The organism is Ramlibacter lithotrophicus, from assembly GCF_012184415.1.
In the GTDB taxonomy this organism is placed as follows: domain Bacteria; phylum Pseudomonadota; class Gammaproteobacteria; order Burkholderiales; family Burkholderiaceae_C; genus Ramlibacter; species Ramlibacter lithotrophicus.
The window spans coordinates 636647-659217 of the sequence record NZ_VTOX01000002.1 but is presented as its reverse complement, the minus strand read 5'-3'; the positions used below and the strand labels follow the sequence as shown (position 1 = coordinate 659217).

At 69.0% G+C, this 22571-nt stretch carries 22 protein-coding genes; 4 read left to right on the top strand and 18 right to left on the bottom strand.

The genetic code is table 11. The features are described 5' to 3' along the window. Nucleotide 1 precedes the first annotated feature (1 nt). Genes RAMLITH_RS09215 through RAMLITH_RS09205 form a run of 3 tightly spaced genes read right to left on the bottom strand, consistent with a single transcriptional unit; the run spans nucleotide 2 to nucleotide 2825 of the window. On the bottom strand, nucleotides 2-1297 hold the full coding sequence (locus tag RAMLITH_RS09215; protein ID WP_168107059.1) for a TRAP transporter large permease: 1296 nt from the start codon (nucleotides 1295-1297) through the stop codon (nucleotides 2-4). After that, nucleotides 1290-1799: a TRAP transporter small permease gene (locus RAMLITH_RS09210; protein WP_168107058.1), complete on the bottom strand. Its 510-nt coding sequence runs from the start codon at nucleotides 1797-1799 to the stop codon at nucleotides 1290-1292. The genes RAMLITH_RS09215 and RAMLITH_RS09210 overlap by 8 nt, the downstream gene beginning before the upstream one ends. A 60-nt stretch (nucleotides 1800-1859) precedes the next feature. Next, nucleotides 1860-2825 (bottom strand): TRAP transporter substrate-binding protein, encoded by a 966-nt coding sequence (locus tag RAMLITH_RS09205; RefSeq protein ID WP_168107057.1) that lies wholly within the window; start codon nucleotides 2823-2825, stop codon nucleotides 1860-1862. A gap of 140 nt (nucleotides 2826-2965) precedes the next feature. On the opposite strand from RAMLITH_RS09205, the gene RAMLITH_RS09200 reads away from it, so the two are divergent. Beyond that, nucleotides 2966-3631 (top strand): aspartate/glutamate racemase family protein, encoded by a 666-nt coding sequence (locus RAMLITH_RS09200; RefSeq protein ID WP_168107056.1) that lies wholly within the window; start codon nucleotides 2966-2968, stop codon nucleotides 3629-3631. A 22-nt stretch (nucleotides 3632-3653) separates the two neighbouring features. Here RAMLITH_RS09200 and RAMLITH_RS09195 read toward each other — a convergent pair whose 3' ends face one another. From RAMLITH_RS09195 to RAMLITH_RS09155, 9 genes are all read right to left on the bottom strand, one after another. Next, nucleotides 3654-5408 (bottom strand): M14 family metallopeptidase, encoded by a 1755-nt coding sequence (locus tag RAMLITH_RS09195; RefSeq protein ID WP_168107055.1) that lies wholly within the window; start codon nucleotides 5406-5408, stop codon nucleotides 3654-3656. A gap of 60 nt (nucleotides 5409-5468) precedes the next feature. Next, nucleotides 5469-5843, bottom strand: a complete 375-nt coding sequence (locus tag RAMLITH_RS09190; protein WP_168107054.1) for a cupin domain-containing protein — start codon at nucleotides 5841-5843, stop codon at nucleotides 5469-5471. 51 nt (nucleotides 5844-5894) lie between these two features. Then, nucleotides 5895-6944 (bottom strand): SDR family oxidoreductase, encoded by a 1050-nt coding sequence (locus tag RAMLITH_RS09185; RefSeq protein WP_168107053.1) that lies wholly within the window; start codon nucleotides 6942-6944, stop codon nucleotides 5895-5897. Further along, nucleotides 6941-8299 carry an amidase gene (locus RAMLITH_RS09180; protein ID WP_168107052.1) on the bottom strand — a complete coding sequence of 453 codons (1359 nt, stop codon included), beginning with the start codon at nucleotides 8297-8299 and terminating at the stop codon, nucleotides 6941-6943. Before RAMLITH_RS09180 ends, RAMLITH_RS09185 begins: the two co-directional genes overlap by 4 nt. A 14-nt stretch (nucleotides 8300-8313) precedes the next feature. After that, nucleotides 8314-9618, bottom strand: coding sequence for a TRAP transporter large permease (locus tag RAMLITH_RS09175; RefSeq protein ID WP_168107051.1), 1305 nt, complete (start codon nucleotides 9616-9618; stop codon nucleotides 8314-8316). Further along, entirely contained in the window at nucleotides 9618-10121 is a 504-nt protein-coding gene (locus RAMLITH_RS09170; RefSeq protein ID WP_168107050.1) for a TRAP transporter small permease, read from the bottom strand. The genes RAMLITH_RS09175 and RAMLITH_RS09170 overlap by 1 nt, the downstream gene beginning before the upstream one ends. Before the next feature lie 6 nt (nucleotides 10122-10127). After that, nucleotides 10128-11105, bottom strand: coding sequence for a TRAP transporter substrate-binding protein (locus RAMLITH_RS09165; protein ID WP_238344084.1), 978 nt, complete (start codon nucleotides 11103-11105; stop codon nucleotides 10128-10130). A 24-nt stretch (nucleotides 11106-11129) separates the two neighbouring features. Continuing rightward, nucleotides 11130-11777, bottom strand: coding sequence for a DUF4286 family protein (locus RAMLITH_RS09160; RefSeq protein ID WP_168107049.1), 648 nt, complete (start codon nucleotides 11775-11777; stop codon nucleotides 11130-11132). An 82-nt stretch (nucleotides 11778-11859) separates the two neighbouring features. Then, on the bottom strand, nucleotides 11860-12837 hold the full coding sequence (locus RAMLITH_RS09155; RefSeq protein ID WP_168107048.1) for a LysR family transcriptional regulator: 978 nt from the start codon (nucleotides 12835-12837) through the stop codon (nucleotides 11860-11862). Nucleotides 12838-13017: 180 nt separating this feature from the next. On the opposite strand from RAMLITH_RS09155, the gene RAMLITH_RS09150 reads away from it, so the two are divergent. Genes RAMLITH_RS09150 through RAMLITH_RS09140 form a run of 3 tightly spaced genes read left to right on the top strand, consistent with a single transcriptional unit; the run spans nucleotide 13018 to nucleotide 17868 of the window. Continuing rightward, nucleotides 13018-13581 (top strand): winged helix DNA-binding protein, encoded by a 564-nt coding sequence (locus RAMLITH_RS09150; RefSeq protein ID WP_168107047.1) that lies wholly within the window; start codon nucleotides 13018-13020, stop codon nucleotides 13579-13581. Nucleotides 13582-13598: 17 nt separating this feature from the next. Next, nucleotides 13599-17324 carry a hydantoinase B/oxoprolinase family protein gene (locus RAMLITH_RS09145; protein ID WP_168107046.1) on the top strand — a complete coding sequence of 1242 codons (3726 nt, stop codon included), beginning with the start codon at nucleotides 13599-13601 and terminating at the stop codon, nucleotides 17322-17324. A 1-nt stretch (nucleotide 17325) separates the two neighbouring features. Further along, entirely contained in the window at nucleotides 17326-17868 is a 543-nt protein-coding gene (locus tag RAMLITH_RS09140; RefSeq protein ID WP_337786126.1) for a DinB family protein, read from the top strand. A gap of 73 nt (nucleotides 17869-17941) precedes the next feature. On the opposite strand, the gene RAMLITH_RS09135 is transcribed toward RAMLITH_RS09140, so the two are convergent. From RAMLITH_RS09135 to RAMLITH_RS09110, 6 genes are all read right to left on the bottom strand, one after another. Then, nucleotides 17942-18421 carry a ComEA family DNA-binding protein gene (locus RAMLITH_RS09135; RefSeq protein ID WP_168107045.1) on the bottom strand — a complete coding sequence of 160 codons (480 nt, stop codon included), beginning with the start codon at nucleotides 18419-18421 and terminating at the stop codon, nucleotides 17942-17944. 92 nt (nucleotides 18422-18513) lie between these two features. Continuing rightward, nucleotides 18514-19512, bottom strand: coding sequence for an ADP-glyceromanno-heptose 6-epimerase (rfaD, locus tag RAMLITH_RS09130; RefSeq protein WP_168107044.1), 999 nt, complete (start codon nucleotides 19510-19512; stop codon nucleotides 18514-18516). A 247-nt stretch (nucleotides 19513-19759) separates the two neighbouring features. Then, entirely contained in the window at nucleotides 19760-20692 is a 933-nt protein-coding gene (gene rfaE1 / locus RAMLITH_RS09125) for a D-glycero-beta-D-manno-heptose-7-phosphate kinase (RefSeq protein WP_168107043.1), read from the bottom strand. A gap of 8 nt (nucleotides 20693-20700) precedes the next feature. Beyond that, entirely contained in the window at nucleotides 20701-21834 is a 1134-nt protein-coding gene (lapB, locus tag RAMLITH_RS09120; protein WP_168107042.1) for a lipopolysaccharide assembly protein LapB, read from the bottom strand. After that, on the bottom strand, nucleotides 21824-22102 hold the full coding sequence (locus RAMLITH_RS09115; RefSeq protein WP_168107041.1) for a LapA family protein: 279 nt from the start codon (nucleotides 22100-22102) through the stop codon (nucleotides 21824-21826). The genes lapB and RAMLITH_RS09115 overlap by 11 nt, the downstream gene beginning before the upstream one ends. A gap of 51 nt (nucleotides 22103-22153) precedes the next feature. Then, nucleotides 22154-22459, bottom strand: coding sequence for an integration host factor subunit beta (locus RAMLITH_RS09110; protein WP_168107040.1), 306 nt, complete (start codon nucleotides 22457-22459; stop codon nucleotides 22154-22156). Nucleotides 22460-22571 lie beyond the last annotated feature (112 nt).

Sequence of the window (22571 nt, the reverse complement as noted above, 5' to 3'; positions counted from 1 at the left end):
GTCACATCTTCGACGGCAGCCACGTCGCCAGCTGCGGGAACCACCACAGCAGCAGCACCATCAGGCACATCAGCAGGAAGAACGGGAACGTGACCTTGCCGATCCAGGTGATCTCCTTGCCGGTCATGCCTTGCAGCACGAACAGGTTGAAGCCGACCGGTGGCGTGATCTGCGCCATCTCCACCACGATCACGATGAAGATGCCGAACCAGATCAGATCGAGCTTCGCCGCGGTCACCGTCGGCAGGATCACGCCCATGGTCAGCACCACCATCGAGATGCCGTCCAGGAAACAGCCGAGGATCACGTAGAACACGGCCAGCGCGACGATCAGCAGGAATGGCGAGAGGCCGAGGGACGTGACGAACTCCGCCAGGTGCCGCGGCAGGCCGATGTAGCCCATCGACAGCGTGAGGAACGCGGCGCCCGAAAGGATCAGCGCGATCATGCAGTACAGGCGCGTCGCGCCCATCAGCGAGTCGCGGAAGGTCTGCCAGGTGAGCGACCGCTGCACGGCCGACAGCAGCAACGAACCGACGACGCCGACCGCCGCTGCCTCGGTCGCCGTCGCGACGCCGGCGTAGATGGAGCCGAGCACGGCGGCGATCAGCACCACCACCGGGATCAGGTGGCGCGACTCGTAGACCTTCTCCCCGAACGACATGTGGCGATCGGGCGGCGGGACGCGGTCGCGATTGAGCGCCGTCCAGATCATGAGATAGCCGGAGAACAGGCCCGCCAGGACCACGCCGGGGATGATGCCGGCGACGAACAGGCGGGCGATCGACACGTCGGCCGAGACGCCGTAGACGATCATGATGATCGACGGCGGGATCAGCAGGCCCAGCGTGCCCGCACCGGCCAGCGAGCCGATGGTGATGTCGTCCGGATAGCCGCGCTTGCCCAGCTCGGGCAGCGTCATCTTGCCGATGGTGGCGCAGGTGGCGGCGGACGAACCGGACACTGCGGCGAAGATGGTGCAGCCGATCACGTTCGTGTGCAGCAGGCGGCCGGGCAGGCGGCTGACCCAGGGCGCGAGGCCGCGGAACATGCTCTCGCTCAGCTTGGTGCGGAAAAGGATTTCGCCCATCCAGATGAAGAGCGGCAGCGCCGTCAGGGTCCAGCTCGAAGCAGAGCCCCACACCGTGATCGCCATGGCGTCGCCGGCCGGGCGCGACGAGAAAAGCTGCATGCCGATCCAGGCGACGCCGGCGAGCGTCAGGCCGATCCAGACGCCGCTGCCCAGCAGGGCGAACAGCGCGAACATCAGCAAGGTGGTGATCGCGACGTCACTCATTGTGCAAGGCCTCCCCGGGTACGGTCCGCGGCTGCCGGGCGCGCAGGTGGAGCAGCCACTCGTCGACGAAGGCGATCAGCAGCACCACGGTGCCGAGCGCCATCGTGATCTGCGGGATCCACAACGGGGTGGCGTCGTTGCCCGTGGAGATGTCGTTGAGGGCGTACGATTGCCATGCGAGCCGCACCGAGTAGAACGCGAAGAGCGCCGCCAGCAGCACGGCGGCCGAGAGCGCCCACATCTGCAGCACGCGCAGCCCGCGTCCCCTGAGCCGCCCGAGGAGCAGGGTCACCCGGATGTGCTCGTTCTTCTTGAGCGTGTGCGCGAGCGCCAGGAAGCCGGCCGCCGCCATGCTGTAGCCGGCGTAGGCATCGGTGCCGGGCACGTTGAAGCCGAGTTGCCGGCTGACGATGGACAACAGCACCATCAGCAGCACGCCGATCATGGCGAGCGCGGCCAGCCACGCGGCTGCGTCGTACAGCCAGTCCAGGATTCTTCTCATGTGAAAAGTCCCGCAGGGTGGTGAGCCGCTGCGGGACGCTCCTTGCTCGAATGTCTTGCGTTACTTGCGGTACGCGTCGACCAGCGCCTTGCCTTCCGGCCCGGCCTTGTCCAGCCATTCCTTCAGCATCGTGTCGCCGACCTTCTTCATGTCGGCCTTCAACTGTGCCGGCGGCGTGATGATGTTCATGCCATTTTGCTTCAGCAGGTTCTGGGTGCGCGTGTTCTCCGCCTTGGAGGCTTCCCAGCCGCGGGCCTCGGCCTCGGCCCCGGCCTTCAGCAGCGCGTCCTGCGTGCCCTTGTCGAGGGCGTTGAATGCGGCCTTGTTGACGATCACCGCGTTCTTGGGCAGCCAGGCCTGGGTGTCGTACCAGTTCTTGATGTGCTCGTAGGTCTTGGAGTCGTAGCCCGTGGAGCCGGACGACATGTACGAGTCGACGACGCCGGTGGCCATCGCCTGCGACAGTTCGGCGGCCTGCACCGTCACCGGCTGCGCGCCGACCAGCTCCGCGATGCGCGCGGTGGCGGGGCTGTAGGCGCGCCATTTCAGGCCCTTCATGTCGGCGGCCGAATTGAGCGTGCGCTTGGTGTAGATGCCCTGCGGCGGCCAGGCCACCGCGTACAGCAGCATCATCCCCTGCTCGCCGAGCTTCTTCTCGAGGAACGGCTTCTGGGCCTTGTACAGCCTCATCGACTCGTCGTAGCTGTCGGCCAGGAACGGGAGGCCGTCGGCGCCGAAGATCTGCCACTCGTTCTGGAAGTTCACGAGCAGGATCTCGCCGATCTGGGCCTGGCCCTGCTGCACCGCCCGCTTGATCTCGGGCGCCTTGTACAGCGAGGCGTTGGCGTGCACCGTGATCTTCAGCTTGCCACCGGTGGCCTTGTCCACGTCCTTGGCGAACTGCTCGAGATTGACGGAGTGGAAGTTCGTCGCGGGATAGGCGGCGGGCAGGTCCCACTTGGTCTGGGCCAGGGCCGGGACGCTGAGCGCCAGGGCGGCCGCCATCATTCCGAATCTGAGTTTCATGGTCACTCCGGGAGAATGTGAGGATGAGAACGTCGAGCATACGGGCAATTCCCCCGCCGCCCGCCCCGGTATTTCCCGCGGTCGGGGCGCGTCCCCGCAGTGGCGGGACGCCCGGGCCGGAGTCGTTCCTTGGCATCCTGATGCTGCAGACGCGCTTTCCGCGCCCGCCTGGCGACATCGGGCACCCGGCCAGCTTCCCGGTGCCCACCCGGAGGCTGGTGGTGGCGGGCGCCACGCCCGGCGGGGTGGTGCGCGATGCCGCGGACCTGCGCGCGAGCGGCCTCGTGGCGCGCTTCGTCGCGGGGGCGCGGCAGCTCGAGGCTCAGGGTGCCGCCGCGATCACCACCAGCTGCGGTTTCCTGGTGCTGTTCCAGCGTGAGTTGCAGGAGGCGGTGGGCGTGCCGTTGGTGGCATCGAGCCTGTCGATGCTCGCGCCGCTGCTGGCTGCCGGGCGGCGCGCCGGCGTGCTCACGGTGAGCGCCCAGCGCCTGGGGCCTGCCTACCTCGAAGCGGCCGGCGTCCCCGTCGACCGGATCGCGGCGATTCCGGTGGAAGGCGTCGCGCCGGACAGCGTGTTTGCCACCACCTTGCTGGGCGACTTTCCGGACTGGGATGCCGGCCAGGCGGCCGCCGACGTGGTGGCCGCCGCGGTGCGGCTGCGGCGGCGCGCGCCGGAACTGGACACGCTGGTGCTGGAATGCACGAACCTGCCGCCGTATGCGCCCCGGATCGAACAGGCCACCGGACTGCAGACGGTTTCGCTTCTGCAGTGCGAAACGCTGCTGGCGCCGTTCGGTGCGTCGTGAGGCCGGCGCCACGCCGGCCGCTTCAGGGCCGCGCAAGCCCTTGCCAGATGCGCACGGCGGCGAGGGCCGTCTCCATCTGCACAGTGTGCGCGAACCGGAACGCATCGCCGTGGATGGTTTCATCCGGGAACTCGGTGATCAGCGTCACCGGCGCCCCGGGACGGTCCACCTGCGACAGGACGCAGGCCGTGCCATGCAGCACCTCGCACGGCACCTGGCCCGCGTGCCGTTCGAACAGCGCCAGCTGGCTCGCGTTGTACTTGGCCAGCCCCGGCACCGCGGCAATCGCGGCGCTGACCTGTTCCATCAGCGCCTGGGCCTGCGCCTGCCAGCCGGCGTGGTGCCGCAGGATCAGGAAGAAGCCCCTGGGGATGGTCCACGTCTCGTAGCCCTGCGGCAGGTAGCCGGACAACGGGCGCGTCCATTCGTGGGCGGGGTAGCCGTGCAGGTTGACGTGCAGCTGCGCGCCGGACAGCGCCAGCGCCCGCTGCCGCGCCTCGCGCTCGTACAGGGGCGGCTGGTCGCGGTACTCGATGTCGTCGCCCAGGGCGCTGTAGCGCGCGGCGTGCAACATGTGCCGCGGGTGCCGGGCGCCGAGCTCGCTCTGCAAGGCATAACCGTCCGGGTTCTCCAGGGGCAGCACGGCGAAGTTGGCGTCCTGGCGCCGCAGCACGTGCGCCGCGCGCAGGGCGCCGACGATGCCCGACGTCTCGTTGGCATGCTGGCCGCCGCTCACGAACACGGCCGCGCCGCGTCCGCGGTGGTACACGCCGGCCACCTCGCGGCCCTGCCGGCTGGTGGCGCCGAAGCGCTGGCCGGCGATGGCCTCCAGTTCAAGTGCCACGCGCTGCGCCGTGGGTGCCGCATCGAGCGCTTCCAGCGCGGGCTGCGGGCCGGGTGCCGCGACGGCGGACGGCGACACGGCACCGAACTCGGTGAGCGTCACGCGCAGCCGCGGCGCGGCGCCGGACGCGCGCACGTCCGGCACGATCTGTCCGGGCTGCAGCCGCCGGTCGCCGGGGGGGCGCCCGGAGCGCTCCTGGAACAGCTCCAGCAGCGAGAAGTAGATGTCCTCGTGCAGCGCCTCGTGCGTGCTCACGCACTCATGGCCGACGGGCAACGGCTCCTCGATGCCGTGCAGGTCGACGTGGACCTCGAGCCGCTCGAAGAACGGCTCGCTCGCCGGCCACTGGTGGCCGCGCACCGCCTGCAACATGCGCGCGAACAGGATCTCGTACGCGGTGTCCTGCTGTGCGTCGATCTCCGCCGCCACCGCGTCCGCGCGCCGCACGCGCAGCCACCCCGTGGGCGACAGGTGCATGGTGCCGGTGCAGCCGGGATGCTCACGGTTCGGAGCGAATACGCGTTCGGCGCGCCTGCTGCCGTCCTTGAACGTCAGCGCGACCTCGTAGTGCAGGTCCGCCGCGCCGGCCACGAATGCCAGTGCCACGCCCGGCAGCAGCGCCGCCAGCGGATAGGCTTCCATCGCGAAGCGGCCCGGCAGGGCCAGTGGATGCACCGGATGCCGCACCGTCACCGCGGCCAGCGCGTCGCGGTCCGCGTCCTCGAGGAAGAAGTGCAGCAGCGGCTTGTAGGTGCTGCGAAAGCGTGCATTCACGCCCGCGGCGCGCAGGCGCTCCTCGGCGCCACGGCGGGCCGCGGCGCCCTCGAACAGCCAGCCCTCGACCGTCGCGCCGCGCCATTCCGGCCGCGCGAAGCGCTCGGTCCAGGCGATGAGGGTGCGCTGGACGCTGGTCTCCAGCAAGGTGGTGGGCATGGGCAAGGGTACTTCAGGTGTGGCGCCGAGCCGGCGTCTTGCTTCGGTGCGCCGTCCCGGTCAGTCGCCGGCGGGGCCGGACGCGAGGACTGCACCGGTGTCCGGCGCGGGCGACTTGATTTCCACGAAAATCGTCTCTTCCAGCGCCTCCACGCTGTGGGCGACATTGGCCGGATGGCGGCCCGCGTCGCCGGGCCCGAGCAGCGTGACCTCGCTTCCGATCGTCGTCCTCAGCCTTCCCCGCACCACATAGATGAGTGACTCGTGGGCATGGCCATGGGTGGCCGACGCGACCCCCGGCTGGAGGTGGACTTCCAGAAGAGACATGTGGTCGCCCTTGAGCAGCGGCTTGATCAGGAAGTCTCCTGTCGTGAGCGTCCCCTCGATCGACCTGATGACCAGCGCCTTCGTGCCGGCATTGCTTGCATGGTTCATCGCGCGTTGTCCTTCCCGCGGAAACAGGTCACGAAGGGCGCCGGAGCGGGTTCACGGAATGAAGCGCTGGCGCCGGAAACTGTCGAAGATCCGCATGAACATTTCTTCCGAATCGACGAACTCCTGGAACCCGAACTTCCGCGCCTTCGTGTTGTCGAGCATGATGTCCCAGGTCGGGGCGAAGGCGTAGTTCGCGAAGGCCCAGTTGGCGGCTTCGGAGAACGGCGTGGGCAGCAGGCCGTGCTCGCGCACGATCTCGTTCCAGAGATCCTCCTTGTCGGCCATCATGAGTTCCAGGTCGATCTGCTGGACGCCGCCGGCCGCCATGCCGAACCAGTCGGCGATGCGCGGCCACAGGTGCTCCCAGCGGAAGTGGTCGCCGTTGACCATGTTGAATGCCTCGTTGGCGGCGCCCGGCGTGGTCGCCGCCCACAGCATGCCCTTGTTCAGCAGTTCGACGTCGCTGGCGCAATGCACGGCGCGGTAGGCGCCTTCCGGGCCCGGGAAGCGCAGCGGCAGGCCCAGCTTCTTGCACAGCGTCGCGTACACGGCGATCGGCTTGGGCAGGTTGATGTCGGTGCGGGCGTAGCCGCAGACGATGTGCGGGCGCATCAGCGACCAGCTCCAGCGCTTGCCCTGCGCCAGCTGCCGGAGGAAGTCTTCCTGCGTGTAATAGAAGTTCGGCGGAAAGTGGCGCGGGTCGCTTTCCCTGGCCGGCGTCTTGAACGGCCCCAGGTGGCGGCCGTAGTACTTGGAGCCCTGCAGCAGGCACACATGCCGCAGTCCGGTCGCCGCCGGCTCGATCGCGGTCATCGCGTTGCGGAACAGGTCGGTGTCGCGCGCGACCTTGTCCACCCAGCGGGTCCCGGTGGCATGGCCGGTCCAGAAGATGTGGGTCGCGCTGGCCAGCCTGCCCAGTTTGTCTTCGCAGTCCGCCGGATCGCTCATGTCGCAGACCACATGGCGGGCGCGGGTGTCGAATGCGGGCGCACGCCGCGAGACGATGGTCACGTCCCAGCCGCCGACGCGGTCCAGCAGCTGCGCCATGTTGGCGCCGACCATGCCGGTGCCGCCGAGGATGATGGCGGTCCTGTCCGTCATCGGGAGAGCGCCTGTTCGACCGCGAACCCGAGCGCCAGCACCTGCTGGTCGTGGCCGCGCGGCGCGGCGAGCATCAGGCCCACCGGCGCGTCGCCGGCGCGGTGGCACGGCAGGCTCAGGGCGCAGCCGTCGAGGAAGTTGATGAAGGTGGGATTGCGCAGCATCAGCAGGTTGGTGCTGCCGTACAGGTCGTCGCTGGCCAGCAGCGCGGCGATCGGGGGCGCCACCACCGGCACCGTCGGCATCAGCACCGTGTCGCAGTTGGCGTGCGCCAGCCGCTGCTGCACGCCGGCGATCCAGCGCGGGCGCTGCGCCAGCAGGTCCAGGTAGTCGGACGCCAGCATCTTCTCGCCGCGCCGGATGCGTACCGCCACGCGCGGATCGTATTCCGCTTCCCGGGCCTGCAGCAGGCTCGCGTGCCAGGCCCAGGCCTCGGCGGCGAGGAAGCCGCCCAGGCGGTTGATGTGCACCAGCTCGGCGAACTCCGGCAGGTCCATCGGCACCAGCCGGGCGCCGGCGGCCGAGACCTTGCGGCAGGCCAGCTCGAAGGCCGCCGCCACGGTCGCGTCCAGGCCGTCCAGGGCCACCGTCTTCGGCACGGCCAGGCTGCGGCCCGCGAGCGACGCTGGCGCGGGCGCGCAGGCCGCGCCGCCCGAGAGGACGGCGTCGAGCAGGGCGCAGCAGTCCACGCTGCGGGCCAGCGGTCCGATCGAGTCGAGGGTCGATGACAAGGGCAGCACGCCCTCGGTCGAGATCCGGTTGGCGGTGGGCTTGAAGCCGGTGAGGCCGCACAGCGCGGACGGAATGCGCACCGAGCCGCCCGTGTCGGAGCCGATCGCCGCGGCCGCCATGCCGTCGGTGACCGACACCGCGGCGCCCGAGGAAGAGCCGCCGGGAATGCGGCCGGTGGCGCGGTCCCAGGGGTTGCGCGGCGTGCCGTAATGGGGATTCAGGCCCAGACCGGAGTAGGCAAACTCGGTCATGTTGGTGCGGCCCACGATCACGGCGCCGGCGGCCCGCAGGCGCTGCACGACGAGGCTGTCGCGGCTCGCCGGCGCCGCGCCGTCCAGGACGCGCGAACCGGCCCGGGTCACCTCGCCGGCCTCGTCGAACAGGTCCTTGATCGAGATCGGGATGCCGGCCAGCGGCGGCAGCGGCACCCGCGCGGTGCGCAGGCGGTCGACCGCATCGGCGGTGGCGCGGGCCGTGGCGGCATGGACCGCCAGGAAGGCCGTCGCCGCCTCGCTGGACGCGGTGGCGGCGTCCAGCGCCTCCTCGGTCAGCGCGCGGCTGGTGGTGCGGCCATCGGCCAGCTCGGCGCCGAGCTGGCGCAGTGTCTTCGAAGCGAGGGGCATGTGGGTTCGCGCGTTCAGCGCGCGGTCATGGCGCGGGGCAGGCTCATCACGATCTCGGGGAAGACGGTGATGGCGACGGTGGCGACCACCATCAGCAGGAAGAACGGAAAGCTGGCCCTGGCGACGGTGAAGATGTCCTTGCCGGTGAGGTTCTGCACGACGAACAGGTTGAACCCGACCGGCGGCGTGATTTGCGCCATCTCGACCACCACCACCACGTAGATGCCGAACCAGAGCAGGTCGATGCCGGCCGCCTGCACCGCCGGCAGGATGACCGACGTGGTCAGCAGCACGATCGAGATGCCGTCCAGGAAGCAGCCGAGCACGATGAAGAACACTGTCAGCGCGGTCAGCAGCGCCCAGGCCGGCAGGCGCTCGCCCGCGATCCAGCTGGCCAGCGCCGCCGGCAGGCCGGTGAAGCTCATCGCCGAGGTCAGGTAGGCCGCACCCAGCAGGATGAAGAAGATCATCGTCGAGGTCCGCACGGCGCCCAGCAAGCTGGCCAGCATGGTGGTCCGGTTCAGCATGCCGGAGAAGCCGGCGATCAGCAGCGCGCCCACCACGCCGATGGCGGCGGCCTCCGTCGCCGTGGCATAGCCGGCGTAGATCGACCCGATCACGCCCAGGATCAGCAGCACCACGGGGATCAGGCGCCGGGTGGCGTAGACCTTGGCCGCGAACCGCATCGCCAGCCCCGCGGCCGGAATCTGCTGCTTGTTCAGGAGCGACCAGATCATGACGTAGCCGGAGAACAGCGTCATCAGCAGCAGGCCCGGCAGGACCCCGGCGATGAACAGGCGCGCGACCGAGACCTGCGCCGCCACCCCGTACACGATCATGATGATCGACGGCGGGATCAGCAGCCCCAGCGTGCCGGAGCCGGCGAGCGATCCGATCGAGATGGCCTCGGGATAGCCGCGCGACCTGAGTTCGGGCAGCGAGATGCGGCCGATCGTGGCGGCGGTGGCCGCGGACGAACCGCTCACCGCGGCGAAGATGCCGCAGCCGAACACGTTCACGTGCAGCAGGCGGCCCGGCAGCTTCTCGACCCAGGGCGCCAGCCCGGCGAACATGTCGTCCGACAGCTTGGTGCGAAACAGGATCTCGCCCATCCAGATGAACAGCGGCAGCGCCGTCATGGTCCAGCTGGCGCTCGACGCCCAGCTGGTGGTGGCCAGGATCGAGCCCGCCGGCGCGTCGGCGAAGAAGTGCATGGCCACGAGGCCCACCGCCAGCAGCGCCGGCGCCACCCAGACCCCCATCGCCAGCAGCAGGAACAGCGAGCCGATCAGGACCACCGAAATCCAGGTCATGTCCATCATTCGCTCCGTTCCTCGCCGTCGCCGATTTCGAACGGCTGGTGCTGCAGCACGCGCACCAGCCGCTCGGCGAACGCCACCACCAGCAGGATGGAGCCCAGCACCATCGGCACCTGCACCATCCACATCGGCACCGGAACCAGCCCTTGCGACACTTCGTTGAAGCGGAAGCTCTCCAGCACGAAGGCGCTGCAATACCAGGCGAGGTAAGCCGCCAGTGCCAGGCCGATGGCGCTGGCCAGCACCTCCATGACGTGGTGCAGCGATTCAGGCACGAACCGGGCCACGGCCGACACCCGGATGTGGGAGCCGCAGTGGAGCGCATACGGCAGGCCGAAGAAGCCCGCGGCGGCCATCGCCCAGGCCGCGAACTCCTCGGCGTCGCGTACGGTGGAGCCCAGGTTGCGGGCGACGACCTGCGCGAGGATCAGCACGCAGATGAGGACCAGCGACGCTGCCGACAGCAGTCCGGACGCCAGGTACAGCCGGTGCAAGCCCCGCATTGCCGCTCAGCGCCTGGCCTGGTCGATGATGGCCTTGCCGTCCGGCCCGGCCTTCTTGAGCCATTCGTCGGCCATGGTGGCCCCGACCTTCGCCAGGTCGGCGTTGATCGCCGGCGGCGTGGGACCCACGGTCATGCCGTTCTTGGCCAGCTTGTCGGTCAGCTCGCTGGTCTGCTTGCGCGCGGTGTCCCAGCCCCGCTTCTCGGCGCGCTCGGCGGCGGCCAGCACGGCCTTCTGCGAGGCGGCCGGCAGCTGGTTGAAGGCGCGGGCATTGACCATCGCCACGTTCTTGGGAATGAACGCCTGGACGTCGTAGTAGTACTTGGCGAAGTCCCAAGCCTGCGAATCGACGCCGGTGGCCGGCGAGGTGATCATCGCCTCGATCAGCCCGGTGCCGAAGGCCTGCGGCACGTCGCCGGAGTTCACGGTGGTGGGCGACGCTCCCATCAGTTCCACCATCCGCGAGGTGGCGGCGTTGTAGGCGCGGAACTTCATCCCCTTGAAGTCCGACATCTGCTTGACCGGCACCTTGGTGTAGATGCCCTGCGGCGGCCACGGCACGCTGTACAGCAGCTTGATGCCCTGCTTCGCGAGACGCGCTTCCATGGTCGCGCGGCTGGCCTGCCACAGCTTCCAGGCGCTGTCGAAGTCCCGGGCCAGCAGCGGCACGGCGTCGACTTCGTAGATCGGGTCTTCGTTGCCGAGCACCGAGATCAGCACGTCGCCGACCTGGACCTGGCCGGTCTGCACGGCGCGCTTGAGGTCGGGCCGCTTGAACAGCACCGAGTTGGAATGGACCTTGATCTCGAGCGCGCCGTTGGTGGCCTTGGCCACGTCGGCGGCGAAATCGCGAGCGACGACGGTGATGTAGTTGCCGTCCGGCTGCTCCGCGGACATGTTCCATTTGTCGGCGGCCCAGGCCGATGGCAAGGCCAGGCACGCGGCGGCGCAGGCGGACAGGGCATAGCGGCGATTCATGGTCATCAAGCTCTCCAGGGAAAAGAAAAATCAGGCACCCAGTCGCCACAGCGACTGGAACGAATAGACCTCGTCGGCGGTCAGGCCCAGCGACGCGGCGACGGCTTTGGCATGCTCCACGGCGACCGCGGCGCGCGTGGCCTCGATCATGACGAGGCCGTCGGCCGGAGCCGGCGCCGCGTCGGCGGTGACCGGCGTGGAGAGGCCGGCATCGGTCTCGAGCAGCGAGGCGCGGATCACGTGGTCCTGCGCGGCAACGGCGGCCAGGGCCGGCGGCAACTGCGCGCGCACGCCCGCCTGGGCCAGCTTGTCCTGCGGCACGACGAACAGCGCGAGCGATCCGCCCTCGCCGGCGCCGGCCTCCACGCTGAGCTTGCCGACGCGGCGCTGGGTGCCGCGCATGCGCTTGAAGTTTTCCAGCGACCAGGCGGTCTGGTTGGCGAAGGCCTGGCGGTAGGCGTCGCTGCGGAACACGCCGAGGGTATCCGTGTAGTACAGCGCCAGGTAGGGTCGTGGGCAGGCGTCGGCTGCGGCAAAGCGGCGGGCGCTCTGGAAGCCCGGGATCGCCACCCGCTCCTGCATGTGTTCGCGGTCGTACCAGCGGTTGAAGTCGAGGTCGTGTCGTGGATCGACATCGGTCCAGATGCACAGCAGGCCGCGCGTCGTGTCGGAATTCATGGAATCGGCAGGTCGGAGGGAATGGGCGAGTGTCACCCAACAGCCCGCCGCGAATCCAACAAGGAATCTTGGCGGTGGTCGATCAGATTTCCTTATGGGTGGCACTCGGCGAGAGGGTCCACGGGTCGGCGGCCAGCTCCGCGGCCGGCATCCGGGCCACGTCTCCGGGTAAACCCCGAGCGAAATCCTGCGCAGTCTGCTGCGCCACCGTCGCGATCTGCTGGAACAGCGGTGTTTCCGGTCCCGAGCGGTACGAGCAGACCAGCACCATGTTCGGCATCTCGGTGTCGATCTGCAGCAGGCGCACGTCGCCGTCGGCCAGTTCGCGCTGGATGATCGCCGGCGGAATCATGGCCAGCCCGAAGCCGTCGACCACCAGCCGGATCATCGCCGACACCGACGTCATGCAGTTGATGTGGACCTGCCGGCCCACCCGGTCGTCGAACAGGCGCTCGAGGAATCGGTGCGGACCGGAGTTGCGCGAAAAACTCAGGATCGGGAAGGCGGCGATGTCCGCGAGTGTCAGCGCCTCGCCATGCAGGTTCAGGTGGGGCGCGCCGAACCACCGCATCGGGAAGTCGCACAAGGCCATGTTCTGCACGTCCGCGCCGAGCACCGGATCGGTCTGCAGGATCAGGTCGAGGTTGCCCTTGCTGAACTGGTCGATCAGGCGGATCGTCGTGTCGCCGGCGAGTTCGACTTCCAGCTGCGGGTAGACGCTGTGGATGCGCGTCATCAGCTCCGGAAACCAGGAGTGGATGATCGACTCGATCACGCCGATGCGCACCACCCCAGTGTACAGCGAGCGGTCCTTCATGCACTCGAGCATCTCGTGGGTTGTGCGCACCAGGCGGTCGGCGTACACCAGTGCCTTGCTGCCCTCCAGCGTCAACGTGACTTCGCGGTCGCCGCGGCCGAACAGACGCACACCGAGTTCCTGCTCGAGCGTCGCGATGCGGCTCGATACGGCCGCCTGCGTTGTGTGCAGCTTTTCTGCGGTCAACCGGAAATTGCGCAGCTTGGCGAGCCACACGAACGTTTCCAGAAAGCGCAGATTCATGAATCGATTTTATGGGTGGCGGCATCCGGGCCGGTCCCGGCGGCGCGACCCCACAGGCTCCGGACAGTCCATGTTGCGCAACGATCCGGTCGGGCGGTGTTGACAAAATGTCGACACATTGTAAATGACCAATACAATCCCCCCATGTCACAGGCGTGCCGGATCAGGGGGGTCGCGTAAATGGCCACGAAGCGTGCTCCCGCGGCATCGCGGGCAACGGGGCGCGGCGACGAAGTCCCGCCGCCGGCGCCCATCGTTTCCTCCGCCCACCTGCTGTCCCCGCGGAGCGCGGAGCTGAGCGAGTTCGAGTTCGGCCTGATCGTGGCCGGCAATGCGTTTCACCGCTGGGTTGTCCACTGCATGAGCGCCGCCGGCCTGAAAGACCTGACGCCGCTGGACGTCCTGGTGCTGCACCATGTCACCCACCGCGCGCGCGACAAGCGGCTGGCCGACATCTGCTTCATCATGAACGTGGAAGACACGCACCTGATCAATTACTCGCTGAAGAAGCTGCAGGGGCTGGGGGTCGTGGCTTCGAGCAGGCATGGCAAGGACGTCACCTACGCGGCGACTCCGCGGGGGCGCAGCCACGTGGAACGCTATCGCGAGATCCGCGAGCGCTGCCTCATCAACGCCCTGAACGCCGACGACGCCCTCAACCGCGACATCGGCGAGCTCGCGCGGCTGCTGCGCGTGCTGTCGGGCATGTACGACCAGGCCGCCCGCTCGGCGGCCTCTCTCTGAATACAAGGAATTTCCCCATGGACCACAAGCGCTGGCAGTTCTGGATCGACCGTGGCGGCACGTTCACCGACGTGGTCGGCCGCCGCCCCGACGGCACGCTGGTCACCCACAAGCTTCTCTCCGACAACCCCGAGCAGTACCGCGACGCCGCGGTGGCCGGCATCCGCCACCTGCTGGGCCTGCGGCCGCACGAGCCGGTGACGCCGGCCCGGGTGGAGAGCGTCAAGATGGGCACGACGGTGGCGACCAACGCCCTGCTGGAGCGCAGGGGAGAGCCCACGCTGCTGGTGACCACGCGCGGCTTTCGGGACGCGCTGCGCATTGCGTACCAGAACCGGCCGCGCCTGTTCGACCGCCGCATCGTCCTGCCGGAACTGCTGTACAGCGCCGTGATCGAAGCCCATGAACGCGTGGCTGCGCAAGGCGAGGTGATCGAGCCGCTCGACGAAGCCCACCTGCGCGCCGAGCTGGCGGCTGCGCACGCGCAAGGCCTGCGCAGCGTGGCGGTCGTGTTCATGCACGGCTACCGCTACACCGCGCACGAGGCGGCGGCGGCCCGGCTCGCACGCGAGGCGGGCTTCACGCAGGTGAGCACGTCGCACGAAACCAGCCCGATGATGAAGTTCGTCAGCCGCGGCGACACCACGGTGGTCGACGCCTACCTGTCGCCGATCCTGCGCCGGTACGTCGACCAGGTCGCCGCGGAGATGCCCGGCGTGCGCCTGTTCTTCATGCAGTCCTCCGGCGGCCTGGCCGACGCGCACGCGTTCCAGGGCAAGGACGCGATCCTGTCGGGACCCGCCGGCGGCATCGTCGGCATGGCGCGCACGGCGACGCTGGCCGGGTTCGACAAGGTGATCGGCTTCGACATGGGCGGCACCTCCACCGATGTCTCGCACTTCGCCGGCGAGTTCGAACGCGAGTTCGAGACCCAGGTGGCCGGCGTGCGCATGCGCGCGCCGATGATGAGCATCCACACCGTCGCATCCGGCGGCGGCTCGATCCTGGAGTTCGACGGCGCGCGCTTTCGCGTCGGACCGCGCAGCGCCGGTGCCAACCCCGGACCGGCCAGTTATCGGCGCGGCGGGCCGCTGGCCGTCACCGACGCCAACGTGATGGTCGGCAAGATCCAGCCGAAGTACTTCCCGCACGTGTTCGGGCCCTCCGGCACCGAAGCCCTGAGCTACGACGTCGTCCGCGAACGCTTCGCCGAGCTGGCGGCCCGCACCGCCGGCGGCATGACGCCGGAAGCGTGCGCCGAAGGCTTCATCGACATCGCGGTGCAGCAGATGGCCAACGCGATCAAGAAGATCTCGGTCGCGCGCGGCTACGACGTCACGCGCTACACGCTGCAGTGCTTCGGCGGCGCCGGCGGCCAGCACGCCTGCCAGGTGGCCGACGCGCTCGGCATGGGCCGCGTGCTGGTGCACCCGCTCGCGGGCGTGCTCTCGGCCTACGGAATGGGGCTGGCGGACCAGAACACCATCCGCGAGCAGGCGATCGAGTTGCCGCTGGCGCCCGAGTCGCTGCCGGCGATCGCGCGGCGGCTCGACGAGATCGGTGCCGCAGCGCGGGCCGACCTGGAGCGGCAACAGGCCGGCAGCGGCCCGGTGGCGCTCGAGCGCCGGGTCCACGTGCGCTACGAGGGAACCGACTCGGCCCTGGTGGTGCCGTTCGGCGACCTGGCCGCGATCGAAGCCGGGTTCGAGGCCGCGTACCGCCAGCGCTTCTCGTTCCTGATGCGTGGCAAGCGGATGATCGTCGAGGCGGTCTCGGTGGAGGCCGTGGTGGCCGGCGACGCCCCGGCGGAGTCGCGCCATCCCGTGCAGCCGGCGCGCGACGTGCCGCGCCGCGAAACCGTGCGCATGTACTCTGGCGCGGAATGGCACCAGGCGGCGCTGGTGGTGCGCGAGGACCTGCGGCCGGGCGACCAGGTCGCGGGACCGGCGATCATCGCCGAGCGCAACGCCACGACGGTGGTCGAGCCGGGCTGGGAGGCGCGGCTCACGGAGCTGGACCACATCGTGCTGGAGCGGCGCGTCGCGCGCGAGGTGAAGTACGCGGCCGGCACCAGGGTCGACCCGGTGTTGCTGGAGGTGTTCAACAACCTGTTCATGAACATCGCCGAGCAGATGGGGCTGCAGCTGCAGAACACCGCCTACTCGGTCAACATCAAGGAGCGGCTGGATTTCTCGTGCGCGCTGTTCGATGCGCAGGGCAACCTGATCGCCAACGCGCCGCACATGCCGGTGCACCTCGGCTCGATGGGCGAGAGCATCAAGACGGTGATCCGCGAGAACGCCGGCCGCATGTCTCCGGGCGACGTGTACGTGCTGAACGACCCGTACCACGGCGGAACGCATTTGCCGGACGTGACGGTGATCACGCCGGTGTACCTCACGCCCTCACCCCAACCCTCTCCCGCAAGCGGGAGCGGGAGCCGGGACACCGATTCGGTGGGGCTTTCGCTCCCTCCCCCTCTGGGGGAGGGCGGGGGTGGGGGCTCGCTGGCCGAGAAGCCTCTCTTCTACGTCGGCTCCCGCGGACACCACGCCGACATCGGCGGCGTGACGCCGGGGTCCATGCCGCCGTTCTCGAGCCGGATCGAGGAGGAGGGCGTGCAGATCGACAACGTCAAGCTGGTCGACCGCGGCACGTTGCGGGAAGCGGAGATCCTGGCGCTGCTGCGCAGCGGGCTCCACCCGAGCCGCAATCCGGAGCAGAACCTCGCCGACCTGAAGGCGCAGATCGCCGCCAACGAGAAAGGCGTGCAGGAACTGCGCCGCATGGTCGGCCAGTTCGGGCTCGACATGGTCCAGGCCTACATGCGGCACGTGCAGGACAACGCCGAGGAGTCGGTGCGGCGAGTCATCACGCGGCTGAAAGACGGCCGGTTCACGCTGCCGCTGGACAACGGCGCGCAGATCGAGGTGGCCATCCGCGTCCATGCGGCCGGCCGCAGCGCCGAGATTGACTTCACCGGAACCTCTGCGCAGCAGACCAACAACTTCAATGCTCCCACGGCCGTGTGCATGGCGGCGGTGCTGTACGTGTTCCGCACGCTGGTGGACGACGACATCCCGCTCAACGCGGGCTGCCTCAAGCCGCTGAAGGTGATCATCCCGGCCGGCTCGATGCTCAACCCGGACCCGCCGGCCTCGGTGGTGGCCGGCAACGTCGAGACGTCTTCGTGCATCACCAACGCGCTGTACGGCGCGCTGGGCGTGATGGCCGCCAGCCAGTGCACGATGAACAACTTCACCTTCGGCAACGAGCGCTACCAGTACTACGAGACGATCTCCGGCGGCAGCGGCGCCGGCGGCGAGTTCGACGCGGCCGGCCGGCTGGTGGGCGGCTTCGACGGCACCAGCGTTGTGCAGACCCACATGACCAACTCGCGCCTGACCGACCCGGAAGTGCTGGAGTTCCGCTTCCCGGTGCGGCTGGAGAGCTACGAGATTCGCGCCGGCTCGGGCGGGGCCGGGCGCTGGCAGGGCGGCAACGGCGGCGTGCGGCGGGTGCGCTTCCTGGAGCCCATGACCGCCAGCATCCTGTCGAACAGCCGGCGCCACGGGCCATTCGGCATGGCTGGCGGCGAGGCCGGGCAGCCCGGCATCAACCGCGTGGTGCGGGCGGACGGCGCCGTGCAGATGCTGGATCACATCGGCAGCGCGCAGATGCAGCCGGGTGACGTGTTCGAGATCCATACGCCCGGGGGCGGCGGTTTCGGCAAGGGGACCTGACGTGCAGGATGCATCCCAGGCGTTGCTGGAGAACTATCGCTTTCTCGCGCGCTACAACCGCTGGTTGAACGAGCGCCTCTACGACGCCTGCGAGCGGCTGCCGGACGAGGAGCGGCGTCGCGAGCGGGGCGCCTTCTTCGGGTCGATCCACGGCAGCCTCAACCACCTGGTATGGGGTGATTGCCTGTGGCTGTCGCGCTTCGGCGCGCAAGGCGTCGTCTTCGCCGCACTCTCCGGCGACTTGCTCGCGCTGCCGCCCGGCGCCCGGCACGGCACGATCCTGCACGAGGCCTGGTCCGGGCTGCGCCTGCGGCGCGCGCGGCTGGACACGGCCATCGAGGCATGGACCCATGAGATGGCCGCGGACTACCCGCTGCGTACCATGCGCTACGCCAACACCAGCGGCGTCGAGCGCGCCCATCCGATGTGGCAGGCGCTCACGCATTTCTTCAACCACCAGACCCACCACCGGGGCCAGGTGACGACCTTGTTGTCGCAGGCCGGCGTCGACGTGGGCGTGACGGACCTGATCGCGCTGGTCTGAGGCCGGCGGCCCGGCTGCTCGCGGCCACAAAAAAACCCGCCGCGGCGGGTTTTCTCGTCGGCGCGGGGCCCAGCTACTTCCTGGCGGCGCTGGCGGCCGGCTTCGCGGCCTCCGCCTTGGCTTCCTTCCTTTCGGCCTTGGCGTCGGCCTTCACTTCCTTCTTCTCGGCCTTGGCTTCCGCCTTGGCTTCCTTCTTCTCGGCCTTGGCGTCGGCCTTCTCGGCCTTGGCGTCGGCCTTCGCGGCCTTGGCGGGCGCCTTGTCGTCCTTCTTCGCCGTCGCCACCGGCTTGAACGCCTGGCCGTTCACCGTAAGGCCCTCTTCGGAGAACTTGGCGGCGCGGGACTCGCCGACGCCCTTCACCCGGTCGATGAAGTCCTGCCAGTCCTTGAAAGCACCTTTCTTGCGCTCGTTCAGGATGAGCTTGCTCGTGACCGGGCCGATACCCTTCAGCGCATCGAGATCGGCTTCCGTCGCCTTGTTCACGTCGACCGCCGCCATGGCCATGACGGTGGCACAGCACATGGCCAGCGCGGCCAGCAGTTTCTTCCACATCGCTTTTCTCCTGGAGTTGATCAACCCGCGCGCACCGGCGGCGGTGGCCGTTTAACGGGCGCAGCGCCCCGGTCGTTGACCGTGGCCGCGCCTCAGGAGGCGGCAGAGAGTGCCGCGGTGTAACGGGAGACGCCCGTCTGCACGTCGGCGAACGCGTGATCGCAGCCCGCCGCCCGCAAGGCCGTGAGGTCGGCCTCGGTGTAGCACTGGTACTTTCCGCGCAAGGCATCCGGGAAGGGGACGTACTCGATCAGGCCGCGCGCCGCGGCGGCCGCGGCGTCCAGCGGGGGCTGCGGCCGGGCCAGGGCGTTGACGACGGCGGCGGCCACGTCGTTGAACGGCTGCGCCCGCCCGGTGCCCAGGTTGAAGATGCCGGAGGTGCCGGGATGGTCGAGGAACCACAGGTTCACCGCCACCACGTCGTCGACGAAGACGAAGTCGCGCTTCTGTTCGCCGGGCCCGTAGCCGCCGTAGTCGCCGAACAGCCTGACCTTGCCATCCGCGCGGAACTGGTTGAACTGGTGGAAGGCGACGCTGGCCATGCGGCCCTTGTGCTGCTCGCGCGGGCCGTACACGTTGAAGTACCGGAAGCCAGCGACCTGGTGCCGGTTGCGGTCGAACCGCGCTCCGCACTCGAGGCGCATGCGCTGGTCGAACAGCAGCTTGCTGTAGCCGTAGACGTTGAGCGGGCGCTCGAACTCGGGGCTCTCCCGGAACGTCGCGGAGCCGCCGTAGGTGGCGGCGGACGAAGCGTACAGCAGTCGGGTGCCGTGGCCCTGGCAGGCCGCGTACAGCTCGCACGACAACGTGTAGTTGTTGTGCATCATGTACTTGCCGTCGGACTCCATCGTGTCGCTGCACGCGCCCTCGTGGAAGACGGCTTCCACCGGCCCGTAGTGCCCCTTGGCGAACCGGTCGTAGAACACGCCGGCGTCGACGTAGTCGGCGATGCGCAGGTCGGCGATGTTGCGGAACTTGTCGCCCTGCGTCAGGTCATCGACGGCGATGATGTCGTTGACGCCGCGGGCGTTGAGCCCCTTGACGATGTTGCTGCCGACAAAACCGGCGGCACCGGTCACTACAAATCTCATGTTGCCTCCAGCCGGTTTCAGCGAAGACCAACTTCGCGCAGCGAAGTTACGTCGGAGCTAAAGCCCGCAGCACCCGTGACTACAACTCTCATGATGCACTCCCGAATTCGGAGTCAAGGACGCAGAAGCCGCAGAGGTTACGCAAAAGCCGCAAAAGACAGCCAGTGAAAATTTTCTTCTGCATTTTTTGCGTCCTCTGCGTCTCTTTTGCGGCTTCTGCGTCCGGCTGTTGAATCTGGCTGCCGGCTTACCCGAACAGTTCCTCGTACGAAACGGTAGCCGTCCCGAACTTGCCCACCACGATCCCGCCCGCCTTGTTCGCCAGCGGCATGGCAGCGCGCAGCGGCAGTCCCGCCGCCACCAGTGTCGCCAGGGTCGCGATCACCGTGTCGCCGGCGCCGGTGACGTCGAACACTTCGCGCGCCTGCGCCTGCACGTGCGCCTCGCCGCCGGCGTCGAACAGCGTCATGCCGTCCTCGCCCAGGGTGACCAGCAGCGCTTCCAGGCGCAGCGCCTCGCGCAGCCGCTGCGCGCGCTCGCGCAGGTCGGCCTCGCCCTGCCACGCGCCGACCACCTGTTGCAGTTCGGCCCGGTTCGGCGTGATCACGGTCGCGCCGGAATAGCGCGCGTAGTCGGCGCCCTTGGGATCGATCAGCACGGCCTGGCCGCGCTGCCGGGCGGACTCGATCATGGCCGGAATGTGCGCGAGCCCGCCCTTGCCGTAGTCGGAGAACAGCACCGCGTCGTGCGCCGGCGCGAGCTGGGCGAATGCCTGCGTCTGCGAGGCCAGCGCCTCGTGGTCCGGTTCACTCTCGAAATCCATGCGCAGCAGCTGCTGGTGGCGGCCGATCACCCTCAGCTTCACCGTCGTGCGCAGCGCCGGATCCCGCTTCAGGTGGGTGGCGATGCCGGTGCCGCGCAGCAGTTCCTCCAGCCGGCGCCCCGGCTCGTCGTCGCCGACGACGCCCAGGAAGCTCGCCCTGGCCCCGAGTGTCGTGACATTGAAGGCCACGTTGGCGGCGGCGCCGATCCGCTCCTCTTCGCGGTTCACCTTCACCACCGGCACCGGGGCTTCGGGGGAAATCCGGTCCACGGCCCCGTGCCAGTAGCGGTCCAGCATCGCGTCGCCCACCACCAGCACGCGGGCGCGCGCCAGTTGCTGCCTGGTCGGTATCGTCATCGTCGTCTTCAGAGTTCTTCCACCCGGCGCGCCGGGTAACTGTCCCAGGCCTGGCAGCCGGGACATTGCCAGAAATGCTGCTTGGCTTCGAATCCGCACGCGGCGCAGCGATATCGCGTCAACGGCTTCGTGGCATGGTCCAGCGCGTTCTGCACGCGCGGATGGAACTGCTCGTGTTCCAGCTTCTCACCGGCCAGCCACTTCGTGGCCGCGACCAGCGACGGTTCCCGCTCGAGATGCCTGACGTACCAGCCGCGCGCGGCGTCGGCGTCCCGTTGCATCTGGACGATGCCTTCCAGGACGTCGAGCGAGGGTGACTGCTCGTAGCTGGCCTCCAGCACCTCCAGCGCCTCGCGCTGCCGGCCGCAGGCCTGCGCCGCCTCGGCCAGCGGCCGCGCGAGCAGTCCCATCGCAGCCGGTGCGCGCCTGGCAACGCGCAGCAGGCTCTCCAGTGCCGCCGCCTCGTCGCCGGCGCGGCGCTGGAGCGCGGCCACCTCGAGCCCGGGTCGCGGCGCCTCGGGCGCGATCTCCATCGCCTCGCGCAGCAGGCGCTCCGCCTCGCCCGGTGGCGCGCCGGCTGCCTGCTCGCACAGGTAGTGGGCCTGCCGCCCGGCGAAGTTGCCGTGGCCGCTCGCGTCGAGCTTGCGCGCGACCTCGGAAGCCTGAACCCAGTCCCGCGTGCGTTCATAGATCGCCAGCAGCGCCGGCAGCGCCTGCCCTTCATAAGGCGTGCCTTCGAGCTTGCGCAACGCGTCCTCGGCGCGATCGAGCAGGCCCGCCTTGAGGAAGTCCAGCGCCAGTCCATGCTGCGCCCGCTGGCGCTCGGCGCGGCTCAGGTCACCGCGCGAAAGCAGGTGCTCGTGCACTCGCACGGCGCGCTCGTACTCGCCGCGCCGGCGAAAGAGGTTGCCCAGCGCGAAGTGCAGCTCCGACGTGTCCGGATCCTTCTGCACGGCTTCGATGAAGGCGTCGATGGCCTGGTCCTGCTGCTCGTTGAGCAGGAAGTTCAGGCCCTTGAAATACGCCTTGGGCGCCTGCCGGTTCTCGATGCGCAACTGCCGCAGGTCCAGCCGCGAGGCGACCCAGCCCAGCACGAAGGCTATCGGCAGGCCCCACAGCACCCAGCTGAGGTCAAAGTCCATGGTGGCTCGACGCGCCCGGATCGAGCACCGAAGACTGGGCCGGCTGCCCGCGCCTGGCCGCGGCGCGATGCTTCAGCCAGCGCGGCACCATGCCCAGCGCGCCGATGACCAGGCCCATCGCGAACGCGGCCAGCACCACCAGCACCAGCGGGGCGGTCCAGCGCGTGCCGAAGAAGAAGTGCACCGTCGCATCCTGCTGGTTGTTCAGCGCGAATGCGAAGAGGGTGAAAAAAATGGCTGCCTTGAGCAGCCACATGAGGTATTTCATCGAGCTCCTCGCCCGTGGAATTCTAAGGGCCGGACCGGTGGGGGTCCCGGGTCAGGCCTTGCCTTCCATTTCGCCGGTCCGCTTGTCCACCGCTTCGCGCAGCGCCTTGCCCGGCTTGAAGTGCGGGACGCGCTTTTCGGGGATGTGCACGCTTTCGCCCGAGCGCGGGTTGCGGCCCATGCGCGGCGGCCGCCGGTTGATCGAGAAGCTGCCGAAGCCGCGGATCTCGATGCGGTGCCCGCGCACCAGGGCGTCGCTCATCGCGTCGAGGATGGTCTTGACGGCGTATTCGGCGTCGCGGTGCGTCAGCTGGCCAAAGCGGGAAGCCAGTTCTTCGACGAGGTCGCTGCGGGTCATAGGCGCTCTTGTTGTTGCTGCCACGGCGGGCCACGCCCGGAGCTACTCCGGCCGCTGCCCTCATCCATGTGGCTGCGCAGGACCTGCCTGCGCAGCGAGATGGATCCCGGAC